This is a genomic window from Veillonella parvula, from assembly GCF_018366295.1.
Taxonomy (GTDB): Bacteria; Bacillota; Negativicutes; order Veillonellales; family Veillonellaceae; genus Veillonella; species Veillonella parvula_P.
The window spans coordinates 550,395-573,273 of record NZ_JAGZIJ010000001.1; the positions used below are offsets into that span (position 1 = coordinate 550,395).

Genomic DNA, 22,879 nt, shown 5'->3' on the forward strand with positions numbered 1-22,879 from the left:
ATTATACCTCCTGTAATTTCACGGTTCCCATCCACACTCCGTAGTCATTCGCCGCAAAGTCTAACTGATCAGCAAATCGCACTTTTAGTGTTTCCCGTGTTTCTGGATGTACCCAGTCGAATACACCCGAACAGTTGACTTCATCGAAGAATGCCCGAAGCTTATAGTACTCAGTTGTTGGCAACTTGTACCCTACAGAATATGTCCGTCGGGTCTTTGTCGTCTTTTTCCTAGTGATTAGCGTCATGTTTTCAACTTGACCTTTATACGAAATATCTGGAGTAGTCTCCTGAATTGGATATATTGGCCATCGAATATCTGGAAATACTGCCATATAGTTATACTGCGGATGCCTTGATGGCGTCACGCATACCTCCTTTGTTTGATTCCATAGCGCGAACTACTACATCAATAACATAATTTTCGCCATCGAACCGAGAGTTCTGTTGTTTGCTTTCGAGTTCTTGGCCAGACTGATTGATGATATTAACAACTACATTGTTGCTTGTAGCGCCACCTACCAATCTACGAGTTTCGCTTGCTGTGTAAATACGATGGGATCCAGAGGACTGTAATAGTTCTGGTCCGTTTTCACCAACCAACATAAGCCCTGGATTCGTTTTTCCTCCGGCGGCAAATCGATTTCCGGTGAATGCCGAACTAAACGAACCGCCACTTGCAAAGGACGATGTCCCTTTTGCAGCACCTAGGGAACCAATACCACTAACGGCGCCGCCAAATAATCCTTGTAACTTAGGCATAACATATTGTTGGAACGTTAACTGAATCATCATCTTAATAATGGCGTTTGTCATATCCTTGAATATGTCCTTAATGCCTTTACTAAATGATTTCGTTCCTGTTGCCATAGCCTCGAGATTATTTGTCCACGCCGAGTTGATAGAACTCATCGTACTATCAAAAGTCGATTTAGCTAAATCTGCATAATTGGTAGTCTCTTGCTTATACTGGCGAGCGGCTTCTTGTAGGCTCGTTTTCAGACTGCGACCGGCAAGTTCCCATAGCTTCTGCTGGGACTCTAACAGGTTCTTTTCAATCTGCAGCCTTTGAGTAGCCGTTAACTGGGCCTCATTCACTTCACTCCGTGCATAGTCAATATAGGTCTTTAACTCTTCAGCAAGTAGTGCGTCCGCATCACTACGAGACAATCGACCAAGCGCAACCATATTGGTTAAGTGGTCAACGGTTTCACTCGTTTGCGTGTACGCCAACTCTCTGATTTTCTGCTCAGTATCAGACGCCACTTTTAGTCGCTCTGCTTGAGCTTTCTTTTCAGCGAGTTCCTTATCGCCTACGGCTTTTGTATACTCACGAACGTTATCGTCAATCTGCGCCTTTTGTGCTTCAGCTTCCGCTTTGAGTAATTGCAATCGGTCGCCGGTGCGTTCAAGATCGAGTTTCTTAATATCCTCGTTCATCTTGCGAACGCGGATAGTCTGATTTCGTTGTGCTTCAGCTAATCGCTTTTGGTACAACTCTTCATTCTTAGCACGAACGGAAGCAGTTAGGTCAGACTCAGCTAGTTTCTTAGCATTTTCTGCACTGCCGACAGAATCAGCAGTGGCGCTTGATGCAGCACCTGCATACTTAGCTGTGTCAATATATCCAGTGATAGCACCGAAATCTGCGGTAACAGATGGCTTAGCGACCACTCCATTTGTATTAGCACCAGTATAGCCTCCGTTCCCGTCACTAATAACAATGTGTTCATCACCAAGTACAACCACACCATCGCCGGCTTTAGGAATGTATCCGTCACCTTCTGGGTGCCAAGCCCCTACAGCAGCAGCCGCTTGCCATAGCTTATCGACTCGACGAGGTACGTCCGCCCCGAGTGACTGCTTAACTGCATCAGAAAATAACTTGCCGCAATCCGTAGCCCAGGTACCATCTGCTCCTAACTTGTACGCCTTACCGAGTTGCTCATTAGCTGCTTCTAGTACACCCGCAGCTTGTCCTGTAGCACCGCTATTCAAGCTTGAAACGGAACGGATAATATCACGAATATTTTTTTCGTTTGACTCATACTGGTTCTTAGCAGTTAACTTATCGATTTCGTATTGACTGCCGTCAATTTGTAAGCTCTGCAAAGTAAGAGACCGATACAACTCAGACATACGCTCTACGGCGCTTGCTAACTTCTCGGCTGCTTGCTGTGCTTTCTTCGCAGCCTGTTCTTGGGCTTTGGCTGCTTTTGCTGCTTCCTCATTCGCCTTATTAATAGCCTCGGTATTGGTTAGGCCTCCACCGTTAGCAAGGTCCTCTTTTGCTTTTGCGAGTTCCTCATCGAGTTTCGCTTTTGCAGCATCAGCTTCTTCTTTTTGCTTTAAAGCCGCATCGATTCTAGCGCCCTCTTCTTTTGTAGCTAAGCGGTCATTCTTTACAAGTCCAAGCCACGCACTATCCTCAATCCAATATCGAGTATCATGTGATTCCCTAAACTTGTCAGACAGGCCTGTTGTTGAGTTCGTATTCTTGTGAATACGCTTCCCATCAATATCTACACCCATATAAGAGCCAGATGTTTTTTCATCGTAACGAAAATCGAGTAATGCTTTCCCAGCAAGCCCAATTACTGTAGCTAATGTTACCCAAGGACCTGCAGCGGCAAGTGTGGCCAATCGCATAAATCCGAGTGCGCTAGTCAGTGATCTCATAACTATAATTACTGCGCCGGCTTCTGCACCGAATTTAACAATTCCGCCGATAGCTTCTTTCTGCTCGGCAGTCATTGACTCAAATTCTTTAGCTACATCTAATACGCCTTTTGCGTAGTCATTAAACACAGGAACTAACTCATGGCCGATAGATACTGCAAGCCTTTTCCCTGTATTTTCTAAATCTTTTAATTCCCGATTTAGCTTTGCAGATTTAGCTGCAGTCTCGTCGTCAATGATAAGCCCCATTGCTTTGGCACGTTCAGCCACTTTGTCCATCTGCTCAGCGGACATGTTAAGCATGGCGTGCATTTGATACCCGGTACGTCCAAAGAGTTCCATTTCGACACGAGTCTTTTCAGCGCCATCTTTCATGCCCCTTAGACGTTCCTGTATCATCTTAAACACTTCAACGGTATTCTTACCTTGAATCTGTTCAAGCGTGTAGCCTAATTTACTAAATATATCAGTACCGAGTTTTCCCTCTGCCCGAGCGACTTCCATTTTCTCTTTGGCCGCCCCAACATTCTTTGAAAACTTAGCGAATGCCCCAGCACTATCCTCCATAGCAATACCCATGTAATTGGCTACTGCTAATAGCTCACTGGTTTCTTTTGCTGTTGCCCCTGTGATACCGGATAACTTCTTAACGGCTACATCCCACTGAATAGCTTCCTTTGCGAGTTTGGCACCGATGCCTACAACACCAACACCGGCACCTATCGCCATGAGGTCATTCTTCATTTTGCCAAGAGCGGATTTGGCGCCTTCGGCACTTGCAGTAATTTTCTTGAGTCCGGCTTCCGTATTTTTATCTGTCAGCTGAACGACAATATCAATTAAATTATTGGCCATTCTTGTGCGCCACCTCCAACTCTTTAGCTTCCAATATTACAAGCAAATCGATAAGGTGCGGTAGTGGCTCGATGCCGTAAGCCCTCGCCACTTCTAACACCGCCGGCATATCAAATCCAGCAATACCGCCTGAATGCCAACGTCGCTGCATCCGGCTAGCGTTGTATACTCGCATAGCTTGTCTAGTTCCATCTAATTGATGCGGGGAATTAAACTCACACTCCGTACAGTCAAAATGCTGCTTAGTCTCGCGTTGCATCTTGATACAATCAGAGCAGTATTTTGGTTTGTCGGAGTTGAGCCAACTCCACGCATCAATTAGTTTTTTTCAATTTCAGCCTTTTTTTCGTGAGTAAACCGCATGGTATCAAGCGCAATTTCCATAAGATCATTGTCAGGTGCTGCGTTGATTTCATCTTCGGTCAAGCCGTAGATGCGCTGCATAATCCATTGTGCAAGGTCACGAGAACGCAATAAGCGCTCTGTGTCCGGTGCTTCCTCCGGAACTGGAGTATACAATGGGTCTAACCCGGATTTAATTAATTCGCCACGTTCAGCGAATGTTAAGCCTCTTACTTTGATATCTTCAAATGCCATATTGGCACCTCCTAGTATTGTTCTTGATTATTAACTAAAGTAATGATGGATGCGGATTTGCCAGCATCTGCGCGATAGTACGCCTTAAATGGTAATTCAATATTGACGCCACGCGGACCATCGATGCCTGGAGATTGTCGTTCATATACAAGTTCAGGCAACTTGAATGTAAGCGACCAGTCGTCTTGTTCAAGTCGTAATTCCAAACTGGATTCCGTACCGTTAACCGCTTTGTTTAAAAGGTCTTTGTTTTGGAAGAACGCTTTAATCGTCCCAGAAATTGACACAATACCTGGGTCGATGTATGTTCTAAATCCTTTACCGCCGATAGCGTAAGAATCGCCATCCAAGCCAAAATCAAAATTGATATCGCAACTTAGAATATTGGCCACAGTAACGCCACCCTCTTTGATAGTTGCATTAAGATTTTGGAATGGTAAGAAATTTACAGCCTTAGCTGCAGCATCAAATGTAGTGGCCGCTAATGTTTCCTTACAGCCCATCACGTCAACGGATGCAGTTAATTCGGCATCACCGCCAAATTTAAAGCCTAATTTACTAACTCGCGCACCTGCGAATTGTTGGAATACGTTAACATCAGGATAGCCCTGTTCAATAGTTAACGACGGCATTGTGTTTCCGATTTTAAACACATGCTCAGACTTCTTATTTGGCGCTTGGCCCGTTGTATTAGAAGTCGGTTGACCAAATGCAGCTTTTAGCCAGTAGCCGATGTCGACTACACCAACAGGCACGACCAAACTACCGGACGTGTCAATGTTGCCACGGAATGGAGCTGCGGGATTACGATCACCACGGATTACTGTGGAGTCATTTAAATTTTGGCTAGCTTTTACGGAGCTAGAAATAATCGGAGTGATAACACCGCCAGTGGTTGGCGTTGTACCAAAGTCCGACTCAAACGCAATCGCCACATGGGACTGAGAGCCCTGCGCACGTTTTGCTGTTGCCATATGCATTTCCTCCTTTAATATTCAATATTCCCACCGATTACATGCGGGATTTCTATAGTAGCTGTTAAACGTCCAGTGAATACTGGGCGCCAATTCATTGAGTCTAATTCATAATCAATGCCGATTACCGGAAACGCTGGATTCACCTTACAAATGCATTCAATTATTAGCTGCCCTAGGTTATCCGACTCTAGTGCTCCGTCGTATCGAATAATATTCTTAACGCGAGTTGCACCTTTATGGACGATACCCCATACAATCATTAACGAGTATGTGTAGGTATCCGCAAGCCCTTCGTTCTTATTACTCGGTAGTAATATGATGCACGGGCAATCTTCTTCAAGCGGTGCATCGACATCGTCGTAGCCGACATACAGTTGCGCTGGCTTTCCGTATTTGTCATTGCAAAATTTAGTCAACGCCTCATCGTTCGCTAGAGCCTCAGCCCAGCGTTCAACGATGCGCGACAGTGGAATTGTTTGTTGCATCAAATCACCTTACCCTGTAATTACGTCGAGAAGCGGATTGTGCCGCTGGTCCATGTATAGCGTAGTCACCTATCTTATCCTCAATATAAGGTTTAAGCTTAGGCTGTAATGCAGCTTTCATAGGGCCATAAGTATGACGTGGCTGAATTTTGAACATCGATTTTCCTTTTGGTAATGGTACACCGGCAGCAAATAACTTCTTACGCATAGGCTCTGTAATTTGCTTAGTGTACCCTTCTTCGATTCGTTCACCCAATCGTTTTGCCGAATTGGATAACCACCCAACTCGGACGGATTGTTTGCCCTTGTCATATTGATATCCGACTGCATTCGACAACTTACCAAGTGGACTATATCCGATTGTCCTGGCGCTAATGCCCATATCAAGTAAGGCATTTCGCGATTTCGAGCCCCAGGCTTCTCGTTCTGCACGTCCTCCGCTTTGATAAGCTTTTCTAAGTTTCGCACCGAATGCTGACTCAAATGCGGCTCGACGAGCTGGCGCCATGAAGTTAGGATATTTACGTCCACCAGGTGCACCCGACCGAATGCCCTGCTTAATTTCCTTTTGCATCATCCAACCTGTCGACTTTAATGCTTTACGCATCCAGTCCGGTTTAGTTTCTGCAATGAAATTCAGATAAGGCGTGGCTGTGTCTGTAATTGTAATCGGTTCATTACTCATTACGGTCTCACCGCCCTCACGTTATGGACAACTTCCAAACAATACATCGTACCGTCAAAGTTGGAAATGTGATCAACGTACCATTTCTCGCCATTGATATACACCTCGTCTTTTGAACGCGGATTAGGAACATCCTTAGCACGCACCCAAATTTGAGCTTTATCGGCTAGTGCTTTGTCGACGAACCCAGACCCCTTGCCGTCATATTCGCCAATCTCCACGCTAGCTTTGATATCTTGGCCTTTATAGGTAATTCGTTCACCGAATACAGAAAGCAGTGCATTAGGCTTGTATCCTAATTTCATAGTGCATTACCTCCTATGGAGTAGGCGGGCATATGCCCGCCTTACATTACTTTACTTTTCTACATTAGGCACAAGAGCGACTTCCAACACTGTGGTACCTGGGCGTTTTTCTGTAAGAGCCACGCCTAATACTGGATTAGTGTCCGTCTTAGATGCTCGCTTTTGATCTTTGTCGAAATACACGGTATCACCTACTGCAAAAGAATCAGATGTTAATGCCGTTACTTCAAAACAGCCAGTTACCTTAACTGCACCGATTGTATTAGGGCCGATATTTGTAATTGCCACACCGTGCATTTTACCAATAGGCACAATGTCCCCTACTTCAATCATTTCGGATGTTGTATTCTTAAAATCGACGCGGTCTAGTTCTTGAATGAATTTAGCCATATCTATTTACCTCCTAATCAATTACTAATTATTTACCAGGGTTCTTGTACAAGCCGCGGAAGTCGATTGCTGTTGCGTTGCAATCGATTGCTACTTTGTACTCGATGCCGTCAACCTTGAAGCCTGTTTGCGTTTCTAAACGAGGTGTTTCAACACCGTTTAAATACGTCACTTCGATAGTTTGAACATCTGTAGGGCGGGATGCCAAATACCAAGCATGCGGATCCGTTAATGCTGCATCTACAACGATAGTGAATCGACCACTGAATGGGTTGACTGTATCATTGCTACGAGCAGGGTCTACCACAGATTTAACTACTTGATATGCTAATGCTTCGAGCTCAGGTGGAACAATCAAATATGTAGGTGAGATATTCAAATTGCGATTTTCACCAATGTGTTTCTGACGACGCATAGCCGCTACACCTGCAGCTAAAGATACAACACTTAACTCAGAGCCTGTAGTTGCCAAGTTCTTACGGTCTGCACTAAACAAGGCCTTTCCGTCTTCTAACACAGTATTGCCGCTTAAAAGGTCATATACCATGTTATTGATTTTATTTTTTGCTGCACGACCGAATTTAGAAGAAATATCGTTAAATACACCCAAATCGTCATTAATAATAGCTTGTCGTGTTAAGCTGAACGTACGTCCGAATGTCAATACGCTAACATTCGTACCTGCTTCGCTCATTTGGGAATCCTTGAATTGTCCGCCCTCAGGGACAAGTTTCAATTCAGCTGCTTCGGAAAGTAAAAAACGTTTTGCTGGTTTGAAGTCACGATTACTACCTTTCCCCGCCCAAGTTGCAAATGTAGATGGTGCTGTTTCATAACCTTGCATCAAGGCTTTATTTGCTACATTAGACAACGCGATTGGGAAAGAGGATGTGGAGTTGATAGCTTCACGAGCTAATTCCAATCGATCGGAGTAATTAACAGTTAGACCTTCACGAACTATAGACTCACGTGCTAATTCCATCAAGGACATAGAACGGAGTTCATCTGCACCTGGTGCAGGATTTGCGACTGGGATACCCACAGACATCATCAAAGCATCCTGCATAGCCATGCGGAACTTATCAGAATCTGCTTCACCAACTTTAACGGATACTGGTTTATTGCGTTCACGCAATGCATCCATTACTACCTCACGAACTTCAGATACAGATTTGCCGGATTTGATGAATTCATCTACACCATCAACTTCGAAATCACGACATAGACTTGTGATTGTGGATACACGTTCACGTTCTGCCGCAATCAACTTTTTAACATCATCTGCATTAAAACCTTTAACTCCGGACTCTGGTACTTCCGGTACTACTTGTGGCACGTTTTGCTCAGTGTCTTTTGCTTTTGCATCACCTTTCATAGGTTCCTCCTCATTATCATCTACACTTCTGCCTACCCCTACACTTGGATCCGCAGGGACGGACACAATACTAATTTCCAACGGCTCCCAGTCTGTGATTACATACGCTGGGCCAGTAAACCGACCATTGGAGCTTTTAGAATCGGAATCGATTAATTCCTCGTATCGACTTATGGAATATCCGACACTCACGCCCTGTAGCGTGCCTTTTAACACCTTTTGATAAATCTTTTCGGATTCATCGTCTTCATCAAATCGAACAATCGCTTTGCCACGATTGTCTTCAATCCACACATTCTCGATGTGTCCGACTACGGCATCACGATCATGATTAAATAACACTGTGCCTAAACCGTTATTAAATCGGTCTAGGTTAATGCATCCGTCGTCATGACACAATATCTCTGTTCCGAACCATCTTTCATATGGCTCTTCAGAGGAAAAGGACAATTCGACGGTACGATCATCGTTCGCTTCGATATTTGTAATTTGCGCCTCTCGGGCATATTTACCTAAGAGCTGCTTCTTTGCAAATTTTCCCACTAGCTATCATCTCCTTTCATATCAGTGGTGGTATCATCCGCTAGATTCGTTATGTCCCCATTCATATCAAGGGCGACACCCAATTCCTTAATGCGGTCTTGTTCCAGCTTCCGCTGTTCAAGTACTTCTTCCCAGTCTTTACCAGATGCACTGCATACGTCCTCGAGCGTTGTGAGTCCTGCCTTAATAGCTTCCTTGTTAGCATTAACTTCCTTAACAGGGTCAATCCAAGACCAGCCTGGAGCTAACCACGCTACTTTCTTATAAAGTTTTGGGTTTGCTGCATAGTCATTGGCCGGGATAATTCCCTTTAGGTAGCATGCTTCAATGAAAGCCCGCCATACAGGCATGCAAAAATGCTCAATTATAAAACGCTGCATCTGCTTGAATGATTGCTGGTCCTCCAGCATATTCTGTCGAGCTGCGGAGAAGTTACCACTAATATTGCGCGTCACTATGTCCGCGCTTAGACCCATGCCTGACGCTATGCGTCTTGTTTGGGTCGCCGAATATTCTGATGCGGTTCCTGCGTTTCGTTTAGGTTCCGCAAATGAAATTGATTCACCTGCACGTAGATGTTGGATAATCCCTGGCGCCATTGAACGAACTTTCTTGCCTTTACTATCAAGCTTATTCGCAACCATCGGGTTACCCCCAGTATTACTTGTTACGAACGCGCCGAAACATGCAGCTACACGAGCCGCTATAAGGTCAGCATCCATGTATTCATCTACGTCATGAATACGCTTTAATACGAGGGCTAGCATACTAACCCCGCGCAGTTCACTAGGTCTGCGAGGCTTATGTAATAGAAAAGCCCTATTACTTGGCAGCCTTGCCTCGTTAAACGACCGTATTCCTAATGGATCTGTTTGGAATACGTGATATGCTATTGGTCTTCCGTATTTATTAACTTCCACGCCATTAACAATACTGTTGCCATTCTCGCTTACCGATACGGCTCCGATATTCTCGCCCTCGATAAGCTGTAATGATAGTGGTATATCTGCGCCTTCGGAGGTCATATTAACTAGGATTTCCCCGTCATATACCATTCGGCGCAGAGCCATTTCTTGCAACTCGTAGAACGTAGATATTCCTCGGATATCCGCGTTTTCCTTATCCACCCAGTCCGCCCAAGCTTCCTCAATTTTCTTATTGAGTCTTTCATTCAGCTTTCCTGCGCGGGTCTTAATTTTGCACTGTGGCTTTATTCCGGTACCTACTACATTCCGTAATAACGCCAAAACGACACTCTCAGCAAGATCACTATTAAGTTCTGCTGCACGTGCACGACCTCGAATCAAATCACGTTGACCAGATGCCACCTGTTCAGCTGTGCCAAATACAGGCATCCAGTCGCCGCTTAATCGGTCTGTTGACGCCGCATCATATCCACGTTCAAGCGAACTACGGAAATATGCTCTACGGGCAGCTCGTTCTGGATTGAAATATGCTATTACCTTATCGAGTATGCTCATCGTCGCTCCCATGACACGTAGGATGTCGTGCTATTACATTCCTCATCATCAACGCGAGCCATTAACTCACGCTCACGGGCGTATAATGTCGGCAGGTCATGCGTCTTAAATCGCTTACCACCTACAGACATCTCGGCGTATCCATTCGTCTCGATTTCCTCGATTATCGTTCGAATACGCTCCAAGTCTTCTCTTGCGCTCATGGTCTCACCTCCTTCTTAACTAAACCAACCTCGGCTATCTGCATTAAAGTCTTCATCATCCGTATCTTCGTCCTCCTCATCGGTATCCAGATTATATTCGGGTAAGTATTTAACACCTACCGAGTCCGCCACCATGGCGTTGTATACACACGTATCCAACAAGTGATTTGTTGGATGACTGGTTAATGGTTTCCATTGCACTGTAACTGCTCCGGTCTTTACATTTCGGATTTCTTGCTTTTCCTCCGACCGGAGGTGCTCCGAATATTCCTCTGGGCAATCCTTAAATAAATGGATTGTGCCAGGCTCATTAGCCGGACGTACCATACGTGCAAATATAAAGTCCTTCCAGTAATCGGTATTCACTACGTACAGCTTCATGCCTCCGATGACGCCCTTCTCGATGCTACTCATCTTATATGGCGGAGCTAGAGGACTGTGTGATGAATCACCTTTAACTGGCACGCATACTTCTGGGTACTGCGCACAGTACTGATATACTTCATCTGTTCGGTAGCCACTATCGATACCGGCCCTCACAATCTTACGGGCCTCACCATACTCTGATGGATATTCTCTATCGATGAGTATCTCGGTTAAGTCTGCCCAACTACTTGCTTGACCATAATCGACTAAGTAACTTGATACACCATGAGCGTAGGCTCTAACCTCCCACCAGAAATGATCTTGCTGCACATCGACAGATGCGATAAGTAGTGGTGCATGCTGTGGCACAACACCGCGAGGAACTTCTGATTGTGTAAACACGAGATTTTGTGTGCTTTTAGTTTTCGCAGATTTCCAAGGCTCCGCTAGCCACGAGCAGATTTCCAAGGCTCCGCTAGCCACGAGTTGATAAAGTTCATCAACTCGCTTGGCTTATCCTTTGATTTAACAAACTCATACGCTACATCCCCGAATGTGACCCATGGAGAATAAAGGGATGACAGATGATAGGCTACCGACCGGACGACTCGGACTTGCGATTCATTCACAGTCCGCCATTCGCCTTGCCGGAGCATATCCATCTTGTGTTTATCATCAATACGGTGCTTACAATGTTCGCACTCATAATATGCGGTATCACGTATCATATCCGCATTGCCATGGTGTTCCTCCGGCCATTTTATCTGTTTGAATTTGAGGGTCTGCGACACCCCGCAATGCGGACATGGCACGTAATACTGCTTACGTTCATTTGCGTCCATATATGACTGCCAAATATTGCCACTTTCAATCGTAGGAGTTGACACCCTTACAATCTTCTTATCAACGAATGTCTTGGTACGTTCCTCAGCCAACTTAATCGGATTCGCTTCCTTACCGGAGAAAGCTGGATACTTATCAATTTCATCAAAGAATAAGTACTTAATTGACCGACTTGATAAGCTGCTTGGTGAGTTCGCCCCAACAAGCACCATGTAGTTCCCATTAACGAAGTCTAACTCCAGCAGCTTACTGCCTTCGTCATATATATTCGCAAGCGGCTCTACGCTCCTAATCATCGGTTGCACACGTTTATCACTAGCGAATTTCGCGATAGTATCCGTTGGATAAACCATCATGACTGGTGATGCAGTTTGATGTAACGCATATCCGATCATATTGAGTTCGGCTTCCGTCTTACCTATCTGCGCCCCGAAACATAACGAGATGCTTTCAATAAGAGGGTCCGTAAATTTGTCCATAAGTTCCTTGAGATAAGGTGTCCGCGCTGTACGCCATCGTCCAGGTTCAGCAGATATATTAGTCAGTACCCTGTACTTATCTGCCCATTCCGAAACGGTGTATCTTTCAGGTGGCTTGAATGCTTCCAGTTCCTCGGGGAACCAGTCAACCTTTGGTCTTTGCTTTTCCCGCGGCTTTGACTTTCGGCGTGTACTCGCCTTCGCGTGCGTAGCTTTCAAGGTATTCTTCGACAAGGCCATTCACCACCTTTTCTACACAAGCACGTTCCTCAGGATCCGTGAATTCACTTCCGATACGCTTACCTAATTTGGTAAACGATGTTTTTAATTCCAATATTCGGTTAGCCCATGCCTGCGCCACATCAGCACGAGGGACATATTCGCCATTTAGCACATCTAGCATTTTCTTTTCACGCGCAGCCTTTGCTTCCTTATAATCAGCTTCGGCTTCTAGCTTACGAGTTGATGCGGATTTGCTTTTAGCGTTATCGCCTTTAGCCTGTCCTAAATACACGAGGACTTCCCGGAGATTCCACCAACCTACAGAGGCTTTAGGCATCCCTGCTTTATGATGTCGAGAAATAATTTCCGGAGTGACCCGCAAGAGGTCACATAGTTGAGTGCTTGATACGAGCAGATTGCCTGCAGCATCAAATTTCACTCTTGGTTTTGTGTCCGCCATAGGTGTACTCCTTTCTTAAATCGTCTTTCTACATTCAACAGGAAAATTTTTCTCACAGAGAGAGGACCATCGCGCCGGGGCGACCAGCGGCCATTTTTCTCCCGCGGAGTACCTTTTCCAAATTTTCATTTTCTCAATTAGGAGTTATCATTGATACTCAATAAGAAAAAGGGTAGACCTCAACTAAGTAAGGTCTACCCCGGGGCAGTGCAGCAGGCAGACATATTGTGCGGGCCAGACACTGCCTGCTATCTACTACATTTACATTATATTAAATTAAGAGTGTGCCATTCTATGCCATCTTTTCAAATTCAGCTATTGCTTTCTTGTGAAGTCTGTGAACTTGTCGCCACGAATACCCTAGCTCAACAGCTATCTGCTCCCATGGCAATGCATTAATGTATCTGAGATTCAGTACATCCCTGTATTGTCCGTCAGTTATTTGGTTGATGACTTGCTTGACCTTGTTTCGAGAATCAATCAATTCATCCCATTCTCTGTTCAGTTCCTCCCTACATTCTTGTAAGTGCTTACTAATTCGTGGCATAGCATCTCCCGATTCACATATCTGTATAGCTTCTGAATGTAAATCTCGGTTAATCGCACCTAGCTGAATCTCTAACGCACGCATTCGCTGCTCAGTATGGCGGACAGCTTGTAGTTCTTCCTTAGCCATCATACTCGATAATCTCCATATTTACTGACAATCATCTGTGCTCGTAGTAATCCGTCAATGTATCCGCTTTCACGAATTCTATCATCTAGCATAGGTGATCTCAGTTGCCTATTACGGGCTTGTATGATGGCAAGACTTAAATCTGACTGTATGGCACCTACAATCACATCTGCCCTACTCCTACGCTTTTGCATCCTTTACCTCCATACGTTCGACAATATCCTCAATGGCTTCTACCATGTCTGCTTTGCATTGCTCGACAGCAGTGAACATCTCCTCACACATGGCGTATGCATCATCACTCAGGTCATCATCTAATCTCTCGGCAACATTATCTTTGAGATTATCTACAACCTTAACTATATCCATGACAAGTTGATACGTGTCATCTAGATAGTGCCCTTTGTTAATTAGTAGACGCTCGACTTTTGTCATGCTCTTCCCTCTTTGCAATTTCCCGATTTAAATACCAACGGGCTTTTTTCAAATCCTTAATAGCATCATCCTTATGCCCAGCTCTGGATACATACTTCACAACATTACCTAATCGATATCCTAGTTTCTTGTCTTCGATATAATCGATAACCTCGATATCGCCTTGTGTATAATGACTAGGATGGTTGATATCATCACATTGCTTATCTATGCGTCTAGGAGGTTCAGGAGGTCTGGAAGGTCTATGAGGTCTATCTAGTATATTTCTTCCCATATTTATACCAAATCGATTCGTTGCTTCTCCGAAACGTCTCAATTCTTCATTCGCTATGTAACGACTTAGCTCTTCACTAGCTGATAGCCTAGTAGGTGGCGGCGGGGGATTATTTGGTTGCTCATACAATCTACCTGGGGTTAACCCGTACACAGTCTTGTATTTTCGTTTATCAACAATATCTATAACTTGAATAGTCGTGTAACACACTATTATTACAATAGCTCCGAATAATCCCGCCATTATAAAATGATCCATATTAATCATCCTTTCTGTATTTATCAATTCTTGCTTTTAGGCTTTGTAGCACATATTCCTGTGCTCGGTCTTTTTGGGCTAGTGCATCCATCATATCCTCATCACGAGTTCCCTCACATATTAGATGATGGATAATTACCTTCTCCATTTGACCTTGGCGATGTAACCGCTTATTAGCTTGTTGATATAATTCAAGACTCCAGTTTAACCCGAACCATATTACGTGGTTACCGCCGTCCTGTAAGTTAAGCCCGTATGCCGTACTAGCCGGATGTGCTAATAGAATATCAATCTCTCCAGCATTCCACGCTATCTCATCATCGGCACCCTTTAACTCACAGACTCGTAATTTAGTCTTAGCTAATGCTGCTTTTAACCGTTCACAGTCATGTTTAAAGTTGTAAAACACTAATGCAGGCTTTCCGTTTAACTGTTCTACAAGTTCCATAAAAGCCTCAATCTTACAGCCGTGTATCTCGTGAACGTTTCTGTCGCCATCATATACAGCACCATTCGCTAACTGTTGTAGCTTTGTGGATAATGCTGCTGCACTCAAAGCTGTGATATCTTCGCCGGCTTCAATCAACTCTAATACAGATGTGCGCTCCATATCTTCGTATGCCTTTTTAGCTTTTGAATCTAACTGCACATATTTAATATCGTTGATTACTGGAGGTAGCTCCAAATAGTCACTGGCTTTCATGGATATACATAACCCAGATATTGCCGCCATGATACTGTCATTTGAATCGGATTTAGGTTTATAGGAGTACACCATTTCGCGTGACCTCTGATCGGGCTCGAAATAGTAATCCCTAAATCCTGTGTACGTTTTTCCTAACGACTCACCTCTGTCTAATAAATACACTTGTGCCCATAGGTCGATTAATCCGTTAGGGGCTGGCGTACCTGTTAACAGCACCATGCGCTTGATGTGGTTATGCATATAGACTAATGACTTAAAACGCTTAGCTGTGTGATTCTTAAAAGAACTAGATTCATCCACAACTACCATGTCAAATGGCCATGCATTCTTGTAGTAATCAACTAGCCACGTTACATTCTCGCGATTAATAATGTAGATATCTGCAGGTGTGTTTAACGCCTTAATGCGCTTTGTCAGACTACCTAATACCGTAGATATCCTTAATATACCTACGCCGTCCCATTTTCGTGCTTCACGTTGCCATGTAGCCTCCGCCACTTTCTTAGGCGCTATGATTAGCACTTTACGAATGGCGAATCGGGAGTACTTCAATTCGTATATAGCGGATAATGTGATAATCGTTTTTCCTAAACCCATATCCAGGAATAGCCCTATTTTATTTTGATTAACGGTCTTGTCGATACAATATCGCTGATACGCATGCGGAATAAACTGCATATCACATACCTCCGTATAAAGTATGGAAACATAGAATATGTTTTCCAATTTCTTCAACCACATTTACCGTAACCGCGTTACCAGCCTGTTTATAAAGCTGACTATTGCTATTTACTGCGGCTGCTTTCTCAAACTGTTCATCTGTAAAACCTTGTAGACGCCAGCATTCTTTAGGAGTTAATTTTCTAATTCTGATAGGTTCACCATTTACAAGAACACCCAGATTATCACTTGTTGTTAATGTATTAAATCGTTGTGGCTGCACTCGACCTCTTCGTGTTTCGCTTTCTGGATATGCAATATCTGTGCCGTCGCCGACTGCTGCCATTGAATACCCTTGTTTTGTTGCATTTTTAATAGCTACTTTTGGAACGTGTTTATAATCGCTTGCCATTAACGTGCGTGCTACACCGCTTGCGTGTACTGTGTAATCATTTTTATAGGCAGTAACATTCCCTAGATTATGAATACCACTTTCCGTAATAGTGTACAATCCAGTTTTTGCACCCATTCCACCACCTTGTGCTGACAAAGTACAACTTGTTCCTTCTGGATCGTATACCCTCATTCCTTGTGAACCACCAACGATTTGTTTAAGAGTTTTTGCGTTTTCTCTGGGGTTAGGTAATAACTTTCTGGAACACATTCTTCCAGAATATCCAACAATATACACGCGTTCTCGATTTTGAGGGACTCCGTAGTCTTTGGAATTATACACTTTCCACTCACAACTGTACCCTCTTTCGGCCATTTCACTGATAACATTAAGGAATCCTCTTCCGTTATCGATTGACAACAAATTCTTAACGTTTTCACACACAAGCCACTGGGGTCTATTTTCTTCACATTCATCTAGCAACCTCATAACTTCATAAAACAATCCGCTTCGCGTTCCCTTTTTTATACCCTTTTGTTTTCCTGCAACGCTTACATCTTGGCAAGGAAATCCAAATGTCCATAAATCGGCTTTCGGTAGTTCGTGGCCTTTAACTTTTTGAATATCATCACCAAACCATAAATCTGCTGTATCATACATCGCCCTATACGATGCTTGCGCAAATTTATCAAATTCACACCATCCAACACATTGCATACCTGCTTTCTCTAAGCCACTATGGAAACCTCCAATCCCGGAGAAGAAATCAATAAACTGCATTACGCTTTCACCCCAAATTCTTCTATGAATTGATCCAGATAACCAGCCAGCGCATCTGCACCTTTTAACACAAATACTTTTTGATTTAGCTTTTGAAGTTCACGGGCTTGGACTCCCTGCAATCTCGAAAGTACACCTTTGGATGTCTTCAATTCTACGAAATGAATAACGCCGTTCGGCCATATGACGATACGATCAGGCACACCGATATTACCAGGGGATACAAACTTATACGCTTTACCTCCCGCGTGTTTGACGCCTGCAACTAATTTTCTCTCGATATCCTTTTCTAACATTTCTCACCTCTGAAATTTTTAAACGTTAACATGTTTACATACGTATATATGAGGGTTCAAATTAAGGCTGTAAAGGGCGTATTTTTTCTTAAAACTCTTTGTTTTGGTATTTACCAGTATATAATGTTAACATTGTTAACAAACATATATAAATATAGATAAATACTGACTTTATGCGTTAACAAGGTACGTTAACATTCTCCGAATTTGTTAACATTCTAATGTTAACAAAAATACTGAGAATGTTAACGCTTAATTGAGAATGTTAACGTTATAAAGTCAGTTTTGACTCGTTGATTCTGAACCCTCTTTGATGTCCATATTCACCAAATCTCATCAACTGACTTCCGCCCAATGTATATGGGGAGTCCGCCAGTATTTGATTAATTTCCCTGGTCTCGATTTTCTTCATGCGACTTGGGTCGTTACCGAAACACTCCCACCATACCTCTGCCGCACAAATACGGTCACGATATACTAACTCTTGACCCTCGGCAGGTTTAGCATTCATGCTAAGATACGTCCTCCTGGCGCTCCGACTCATCACATTCCAATTTAAAGGCACTTTGATTAATAAAAACTCATTAATCAGTCCTGCTTTGGTATTTGATTCCATGTGCGCCTCTCTAGCCGCATCAGCCAGTTTTAGTACGTTCGGGTCATCCTCGATAATGAGGCTTTCCCCGCTTTTATACCGATACAAGGCCTCCGCCCATAACTGGTCTACTTCCCCTGGAAGATTAACGAATATGTTCTTTCGCGGAGTCGTCATTTCAAGATCAATAGGCCAAAATCGGCGATTGCCTGTGATATCTTTTAGGAACTCATACTGATTCGTACTGCCAAAGAACACACACTGCCGTGGATACTCTTGTGTACGTCGGCCATAGGCTTGACGAAATACATCTACTTGACGACTTAAAAATTGCTTAGATGCATTTTCTTCAGCCCTCGAATACCCCGCCATTTCACCAGCTTCTATAATCCATTTACCTTGAATGCCTTCTGCAGCTTCCTTACCCTCAAAGGTATTTAAGCCATCAGCATACCACTTCTTACCCATCGTTCGGATAAGAGTACTTTTACCAATACCCTGACCTCCAATAAGAATTGGCATCGTATCATACTTGCACCCAGGCTCAAACGCTCGCGCTACTGCTGCCGTAAATGACTTTCTAGCGGCTGCACGGGTATATACATTATCCTCAGCCCCTAAGTAGTCGATGAATATGGTATCTAATCGGGCAATGCCATCCCAGGATAACCCGTTAAGGTAATCTAGTACTTCATTAAATCCATTTTGCTCAGCGCACATAATGAGGGCATCCATGATTTTATCTTTGCCGGTGATATCATATTTATTTTCCAGGTACCACCGTAAGCCCGCATCATCTGCATCGGTCCATATGCGAAGTCCTGGCGTTGGGTTCCATGGTAGGGCCCCTTTTGCCACGTATCTCGAACCAAATCTATCATAGGCAAGTCTACCGACAAGCGCCGGATCATGGTGCATGATTTTAAGCATGTTATCTAATGTGTTCTTAGGTCGACCATTCTCGTCGTACTTCAAAGTCGAGCTTTTCATCCAGTCGACGTTCGTTAACGCATTAGGGTCGAGGTCGGATGTCTCAGCGTGAGCCGATACATCCGTGATAATATCAGCAAATACATTTGATGCTGATTCTCGGGCACGGGCCATGTTGAGTTCGTTAACGACTACTGTATCTTGCATAGCTAGTTTAGACATAGCCATGTAAGATGGCAGCTTATGCCCAGGTGTCCCATCCTTAGCAGTCTCGTCTAAGCTGTGGAACTTATGCAGCCGGATAAGGTCAAAGGCATTAACCAGTTGACCACTGCACGGGTCAGTATTATGGTGACTGAACAGGAATGTATCGTCATCATAGATAACCGCCCCGGCTACCGTTGAGCCAGTAACGAACGTTAAGCGGTCCTCGCTGCCCTCAACATCAACATATGCATGAGGTATGAATTTATCAATCGCCTCACGGATACCATATATTCGACAAAAGGCACCTACAATACCTGGTTTTTCTCTCGGATCAGCTTGCTTTGCAAGTAGCTGCTTTTCATGCTGCGATGCTTCCTTACCTGGTACTTGTGGCCAAGAACGCACATCTCGCCAATCAGTATATTGGCTGAGCATACCGTCAGCAGATAAGAATGCCTTATCGCCTACGTAATATACATATTGCGCATCATTCGGGCATGATGGCCAATACATGAGCCGAGAAGCTTCGAACGTAGTTCCATCCATCATACCAATGCCGATGAGCTCTGCCAGCTTACGAGCAATAGGCTCATACTCATCAGGTGTCATCGTTCTATCAGTAGGGACGATAACACGTAACCGTGGACGATGCACCGTATGAGAACGGGTTGAGTAGATGACATAAGCCATGCCTAGGCTGTCAATCGTGCGAGCGACGTTCTCGGTTTCCCCAGGCGATATGGCATCCATATCAAGGGTAATTAGATCACGCCCAGACACGTTAATAGCTTTACGTTGTAGACCGCTTAAAGTACCACCAACAAAGCCGCCTATGTCCTTTAGCTTGCTTTTCTCAGATTTTGGCAATCTGTGGTATTCGTCCACGGTTTCTGTTGTACGAACGGGGATTTTGAGGCGTTCACAAAACTCGGACCACAACATCTCCGTACGGGTCCATTGCTTTGATGTGCGACTCGCACCGATACTGATGGTAATCAGTTTATCGTTTTGCAAGTGTATCCCCTCCTAATCTTTCATATAATAGTCGTTAGTAAATCCTGCGGATGATAATAGCAGCCCGTCTGCCCAAGGTATGGCGATTGAGAATATAGCATTAACATCATTTAACGTAGATTCTGCATTCTCCTTGTTGATTTCAAGTACAGCTTCATCATGGATGTGCATGATAATTTGATATCCTACATCCTCCAATCGGCGTAACGTTAACGCTAAACAATCGCGAGCGACTGCTTGTGTGATGTTTTCGACTAATTTGCCTCCATAGGTACTTTCAGTAACCCATGCAGCATTTACTTTAGTCTTAAAATGTACAGCATCCTTACCGAACGCATTCTGCTTAATGCTTGGGTTAGGATAAAATAGCTTACGTCCGCTAGGTAGTTCAATCGTCATATAACGGTAACCGTATATTGGATCAATTTCCAAACGGAACATAATGCCGTGGTCAAGGCCTATAGGATTCCCGGTAGTAACGGTGTACACGGCCGCATTCTCAACGGCATACCACAAATCTCGTATTCTAGGCGATGCGTTGCGCCATAAATTTACGATTTCAGGTAATTCCTCCTCATGGAGTCCCATATCAAGAGCTCCCATGGCTTTTAATGCATTTACTCCGCCTTGATATCCGAGTGCCAATTCAGCGACTTTACCTTTTTGTCTAAGATGCCCATTCTCGCCATGTTTAACAACGGGAACACCAAACATCGATGATGCGGAAGCACAGTATATGTCTCCGCCCTCAGCGAATACTCGCTGCCGCCAATGTTCTCCCGATAACCATGCAATAACACGAGCCTCAATGGCTGAGAAGTCGGCCACACATAATGTATTGTCCTTTTCAGCAATAATTGAGGTACGAATTAATTGAGATAGCGTATCCGATACATCGCCGTATAGAAGTTCTAACCCTTGACGGTTTTTGGTTTTAACGAGATGCCGAGCCGTGTCGAGGTTTTCGATGTAATTTCTTGGTAGGTTTTGCACCTGGATAAGACGACCAGCCCAGCGTCCGGTACGGTTGGCACCATAGAACTGTAATGTTCCTCTGAGACGAAGATCAGCGCCCATAGCGCCATCCATCATGGTGTATTTAGATACTGATGACTTCGCGAGTTTCTTTCGAATCGTAAGCACTTTTGCGGCAACGTCATCAGCATCCAACAGAGCATCGGCCACAGTGTCCTTAGTTAACTTCTCAAGACTGACATTAGTATTATTGTTTAGCCAATCAAGTAATTGATTCCGGCTGTTAGGGTTACTAAGTCCCGTGATTTGGTAAGCCTCATTCATCAACATTTCTCGATTTTCCTCATCAATGTATAAGGCACCCTCAACCAATTCATGGTCAATGCGTACCCCTCTACTATTGATTTGGATATCAAGATACCAATCTTTCCACGTATCATCAGGTACGGGGAATGAGGCTAATCTGTGATAACATTCCATCTCAGTGATAACGTCCTGGCGGTTGTACTCGACAAAAGCATTCCATTTATCCATATCGTGCCTAGGTAGATTACGGGTACGGCCCCCATTACGTTTAGTAGGCTTGCATGGTGTACAAAAGTACTTGATAAGTGCTTTGCCTGATGTGTCCTTTTTCTTATCCTGAGGTAACCCCAGGGCCTTGCCGAGTAAGGCTAGGCCCATAGGGTATCCTAAGTAGGCACCGTGAATCATCGTGCACTGCCACTGATCAACAGATGTGAGTAAACCTGCACGATTTAGACACGTAATTTCAAATTGTGCATTGTAAGCGTGCTTGATTACATCTGGGTTCAATAAATCACGAATTACATAGTAAGGAATTACCCCTCCCTGCGCTAAATCTACGACTTCAACAGGGCCAAAGTCGTAGGAATACGCAAATAGTAATATGTCGAAATCAGGTGATTCAGTATATTTGTACACTCCGAATGAGATATCAGTCGATGAATATGTTTCTATATCAATACTTAGATGCCTCATATCAGGCACCTATTAGTAAGGTTGACCAGTTACAGGGTTAATCCCTACAGGAGCTTGTTGTACAGATTGCTGAGGTGTCGTAGTATATGCCTGTTGTACATAACCCTGTTGAGCTGCTTGTTGTTGCACAGGTTGACCTGCTGCTACTGGAGCACCGGTATAAACATTAGCCGCACTACCTTGAGGTGCACCAAATACAGAGGATGCTGCAACAGGCATGCTACCCAACGCTTCACCGTCGCGTACTTTTTGAACAGGCCCCAAACCACATCCGATACCAGTGGATTGATTAGAATAGAAAAAGAATCGAACGAGTACATTGACATACATGCCGGAATATACTTGCGTAGGATTTGTGAGAGGATTACCTTGAAGATCTACTACTTCAACTTTATAGCTAGCATCTTGCGCTGCTGTAAATACCCAATGACCTTTACATTCAGGACCAAACTCCTTACCAGATTGTGTGTATCCATCGCCATCATGAATTGGTACTTTTGGCTGTGCTGGAACACGTGCGCCGAATTTAGTACGAGCTGATTGGATAGCAGCTTCGATAGCATTCATGAGAGCTTGGTGTTGAGCTACATCAGTTTTAGGTAAAAGAATAGTAGCTGAATATCTAGGTTTAGCACCAGGCTGTGTGGAATTAGCCCAAGGTTCTAATAGATGGCAGTAGGATACGCGAACATTTTGCAATAATACTTCAGTTGGTTGTGGAACGAATGACATA

23 protein-coding genes are annotated in these 22,879 nt (G+C 44.1%); all 23 read right to left on the minus strand.

All coding sequences use genetic code 11. The features are described from left to right. Position 1 precedes the first annotated feature (1 nt). Positions 2 to 367 (minus strand): hypothetical protein, encoded by a 366-nt coding sequence (locus tag KHY58_RS02675; RefSeq protein WP_278471817.1) that lies wholly within the window; start codon positions 365 to 367, stop codon positions 2 to 4. Further along, positions 339 to 3,533: a phage tail tape measure C-terminal domain-containing protein gene (locus KHY58_RS02680; RefSeq protein WP_278471820.1), complete on the minus strand. Its 3,195-nt coding sequence runs from the start codon at positions 3,531 to 3,533 to the stop codon at positions 339 to 341. Before KHY58_RS02680 ends, KHY58_RS02675 begins: the two co-directional genes overlap by 29 nt. Before the next feature lie 318 nt (positions 3,534 to 3,851). Next, the gene (locus KHY58_RS02685; RefSeq protein ID WP_278469864.1) at positions 3,852 to 4,130 is read right to left on the minus strand and encodes a hypothetical protein; all 279 of its coding nucleotides are present in this window, start codon (positions 4,128 to 4,130) and stop codon (positions 3,852 to 3,854) included. A gap of 11 nt (positions 4,131 to 4,141) precedes the next feature. Beyond that, entirely contained in the window at positions 4,142 to 5,104 is a 963-nt protein-coding gene (locus KHY58_RS02690) for a phage tail tube protein (RefSeq protein ID WP_278471822.1), read from the minus strand. A gap of 14 nt (positions 5,105 to 5,118) precedes the next feature. Beyond that, a complete protein-coding gene (locus KHY58_RS02695; RefSeq protein ID WP_278471827.1) occupies positions 5,119 to 5,592 on the minus strand; it encodes a hypothetical protein in 474 nt (157 codons plus the stop codon). Between the two features lie 4 nt (positions 5,593 to 5,596). Next, positions 5,597 to 6,277, minus strand: coding sequence for a hypothetical protein (locus tag KHY58_RS02700; RefSeq protein WP_278471830.1), 681 nt, complete (start codon positions 6,275 to 6,277; stop codon positions 5,597 to 5,599). Continuing rightward, positions 6,277 to 6,582, minus strand: coding sequence for a hypothetical protein (locus tag KHY58_RS02705; protein ID WP_278471831.1), 306 nt, complete (start codon positions 6,580 to 6,582; stop codon positions 6,277 to 6,279). The genes KHY58_RS02700 and KHY58_RS02705 overlap by 1 nt, the downstream gene beginning before the upstream one ends. A gap of 51 nt (positions 6,583 to 6,633) precedes the next feature. Further along, entirely contained in the window at positions 6,634 to 6,972 is a 339-nt protein-coding gene (locus KHY58_RS02710) for a DUF2190 family protein (RefSeq protein WP_278471832.1), read from the minus strand. Positions 6,973 to 7,000: 28 nt separating this feature from the next. Continuing rightward, entirely contained in the window at positions 7,001 to 8,890 is a 1,890-nt protein-coding gene (locus tag KHY58_RS02715) for a prohead protease/major capsid protein fusion protein (protein WP_278471834.1), read from the minus strand. Next, positions 8,890 to 10,371 carry a phage portal protein gene (locus KHY58_RS02720; protein ID WP_278471835.1) on the minus strand — a complete coding sequence of 494 codons (1,482 nt, stop codon included), beginning with the start codon at positions 10,369 to 10,371 and terminating at the stop codon, positions 8,890 to 8,892. The genes KHY58_RS02715 and KHY58_RS02720 overlap by 1 nt, the downstream gene beginning before the upstream one ends. Then, positions 10,368 to 10,502: a hypothetical protein gene (locus KHY58_RS02725; RefSeq protein WP_278471837.1), complete on the minus strand. Its 135-nt coding sequence runs from the start codon at positions 10,500 to 10,502 to the stop codon at positions 10,368 to 10,370. The genes KHY58_RS02720 and KHY58_RS02725 overlap by 4 nt, the downstream gene beginning before the upstream one ends. A gap of 87 nt (positions 10,503 to 10,589) precedes the next feature. Continuing rightward, positions 10,590 to 11,423: a terminase gpA endonuclease subunit gene (locus tag KHY58_RS02730; protein WP_278471838.1), complete on the minus strand. Its 834-nt coding sequence runs from the start codon at positions 11,421 to 11,423 to the stop codon at positions 10,590 to 10,592. Beyond that, positions 11,387 to 12,262: a terminase gpA endonuclease subunit gene (locus KHY58_RS02735; protein ID WP_278471839.1), complete on the minus strand. Its 876-nt coding sequence runs from the start codon at positions 12,260 to 12,262 to the stop codon at positions 11,387 to 11,389. Before KHY58_RS02735 ends, KHY58_RS02730 begins: the two co-directional genes overlap by 37 nt. Before the next feature lie 145 nt (positions 12,263 to 12,407). Then, on the minus strand, positions 12,408 to 12,866 hold the full coding sequence (locus KHY58_RS02740; protein ID WP_278471840.1) for a hypothetical protein: 459 nt from the start codon (positions 12,864 to 12,866) through the stop codon (positions 12,408 to 12,410). Between the two features lie 370 nt (positions 12,867 to 13,236). Further along, positions 13,237 to 13,623 carry a DUF1492 domain-containing protein gene (locus KHY58_RS02745; RefSeq protein WP_278469838.1) on the minus strand — a complete coding sequence of 129 codons (387 nt, stop codon included), beginning with the start codon at positions 13,621 to 13,623 and terminating at the stop codon, positions 13,237 to 13,239. 177 nt (positions 13,624 to 13,800) lie between these two features. Continuing rightward, entirely contained in the window at positions 13,801 to 14,055 is a 255-nt protein-coding gene (locus KHY58_RS02750) for a hypothetical protein (protein WP_278471841.1), read from the minus strand. Next, complete coding sequence (locus tag KHY58_RS02755; RefSeq protein WP_278471842.1) at positions 14,027 to 14,572, minus strand: DUF3310 domain-containing protein; 546 nt, start codon at positions 14,570 to 14,572, stop codon at positions 14,027 to 14,029. The genes KHY58_RS02750 and KHY58_RS02755 overlap by 29 nt, the downstream gene beginning before the upstream one ends. 16 nt (positions 14,573 to 14,588) lie before the next feature. Continuing rightward, positions 14,589 to 15,971 carry a DEAD/DEAH box helicase gene (locus KHY58_RS02760; protein ID WP_278471843.1) on the minus strand — a complete coding sequence of 461 codons (1,383 nt, stop codon included), beginning with the start codon at positions 15,969 to 15,971 and terminating at the stop codon, positions 14,589 to 14,591. A gap of 1 nt (position 15,972) precedes the next feature. Beyond that, the gene (locus KHY58_RS02765) at positions 15,973 to 17,127 is read right to left on the minus strand and encodes a DNA cytosine methyltransferase (protein ID WP_278471845.1); all 1,155 of its coding nucleotides are present in this window, start codon (positions 17,125 to 17,127) and stop codon (positions 15,973 to 15,975) included. Then, on the minus strand, positions 17,127 to 17,423 hold the full coding sequence (locus tag KHY58_RS02770) for a VRR-NUC domain-containing protein (RefSeq protein ID WP_278471847.1): 297 nt from the start codon (positions 17,421 to 17,423) through the stop codon (positions 17,127 to 17,129). Before KHY58_RS02770 ends, KHY58_RS02765 begins: the two co-directional genes overlap by 1 nt. A 271-nt stretch (positions 17,424 to 17,694) precedes the next feature. Further along, positions 17,695 to 19,845 carry a virulence-associated E family protein gene (locus KHY58_RS02775; protein ID WP_278471848.1) on the minus strand — a complete coding sequence of 717 codons (2,151 nt, stop codon included), beginning with the start codon at positions 19,843 to 19,845 and terminating at the stop codon, positions 17,695 to 17,697. Positions 19,846 to 20,181: 336 nt separating this feature from the next. Continuing rightward, complete coding sequence (locus KHY58_RS02780) at positions 20,182 to 22,146, minus strand: DNA polymerase (protein WP_341458536.1); 1,965 nt, start codon at positions 22,144 to 22,146, stop codon at positions 20,182 to 20,184. Between the two features lie 12 nt (positions 22,147 to 22,158). Beyond that, positions 22,159 to 22,878: a DUF2815 family protein gene (locus tag KHY58_RS02785; RefSeq protein ID WP_278471849.1), complete on the minus strand. Its 720-nt coding sequence runs from the start codon at positions 22,876 to 22,878 to the stop codon at positions 22,159 to 22,161. Between the last annotated feature and the right edge of the window lies 1 nt (position 22,879).

Excerpts from the sequence above, each read along its gene's own strand:
- KHY58_RS02680 (WP_278471820.1), bottom strand. The coding sequence starts at position 3,533 with ATGGCCAATAATTTAATTGATATTGTCGTTCAGCTGACAGATAAAAAT.
- KHY58_RS02685 (WP_278469864.1), bottom strand. The coding sequence starts at position 4,130 with ATGGCATTTGAAGATATCAAAGTAAGAGGCTTAACATTCGCTGAACGT.
- KHY58_RS02690 (WP_278471822.1), bottom strand. The coding sequence starts at position 5,104 with ATGGCAACAGCAAAACGTGCGCAGGGCTCTCAGTCCCATGTGGCGATT.
- KHY58_RS02695 (WP_278471827.1), bottom strand. The coding sequence starts at position 5,592 with ATGCAACAAACAATTCCACTGTCGCGCATCGTTGAACGCTGGGCTGAG.
- KHY58_RS02700 (WP_278471830.1), bottom strand. The coding sequence starts at position 6,277 with ATGAGTAATGAACCGATTACAATTACAGACACAGCCACGCCTTATCTG.
- KHY58_RS02705 (WP_278471831.1), bottom strand. The coding sequence starts at position 6,582 with ATGAAATTAGGATACAAGCCTAATGCACTGCTTTCTGTATTCGGTGAA.
- KHY58_RS02710 (WP_278471832.1), bottom strand. The coding sequence starts at position 6,972 with ATGGCTAAATTCATTCAAGAACTAGACCGCGTCGATTTTAAGAATACA.
- KHY58_RS02720 (WP_278471835.1), bottom strand. The coding sequence starts at position 10,371 with ATGAGCATACTCGATAAGGTAATAGCATATTTCAATCCAGAACGAGCT.
- KHY58_RS02725 (WP_278471837.1), bottom strand. The coding sequence starts at position 10,502 with ATGTCTGTAGGTGGTAAGCGATTTAAGACGCATGACCTGCCGACATTA.
- KHY58_RS02735 (WP_278471839.1), bottom strand. The coding sequence starts at position 12,262 with ATGGACAAATTTACGGACCCTCTTATTGAAAGCATCTCGTTATGTTTC.
- KHY58_RS02745 (WP_278469838.1), bottom strand. The coding sequence starts at position 13,623 with ATGATGGCTAAGGAAGAACTACAAGCTGTCCGCCATACTGAGCAGCGA.
- KHY58_RS02750 (WP_278471841.1), bottom strand. The coding sequence starts at position 14,055 with ATGACAAAAGTCGAGCGTCTACTAATTAACAAAGGGCACTATCTAGAT.
- KHY58_RS02755 (WP_278471842.1), bottom strand. The coding sequence starts at position 14,572 with ATGGCGGGATTATTCGGAGCTATTGTAATAATAGTGTGTTACACGACT.
- KHY58_RS02760 (WP_278471843.1), bottom strand. The coding sequence starts at position 15,971 with ATGCAGTTTATTCCGCATGCGTATCAGCGATATTGTATCGACAAGACC.
- KHY58_RS02765 (WP_278471845.1), bottom strand. The coding sequence starts at position 17,127 with ATGCAGTTTATTGATTTCTTCTCCGGGATTGGAGGTTTCCATAGTGGC.
- KHY58_RS02770 (WP_278471847.1), bottom strand. The coding sequence starts at position 17,423 with ATGTTAGAAAAGGATATCGAGAGAAAATTAGTTGCAGGCGTCAAACAC.
- KHY58_RS02775 (WP_278471848.1), bottom strand. The coding sequence starts at position 19,845 with ATGGCTTATGTCATCTACTCAACCCGTTCTCATACGGTGCATCGTCCA.
- KHY58_RS02780 (WP_341458536.1), bottom strand. The coding sequence starts at position 22,146 with ATGAGGCATCTAAGTATTGATATAGAAACATATTCATCGACTGATATC.
- KHY58_RS02785 (WP_278471849.1), bottom strand. The coding sequence starts at position 22,878 with ATGTCATTCGTTCCACAACCAACTGAAGTATTATTGCAAAATGTTCGC.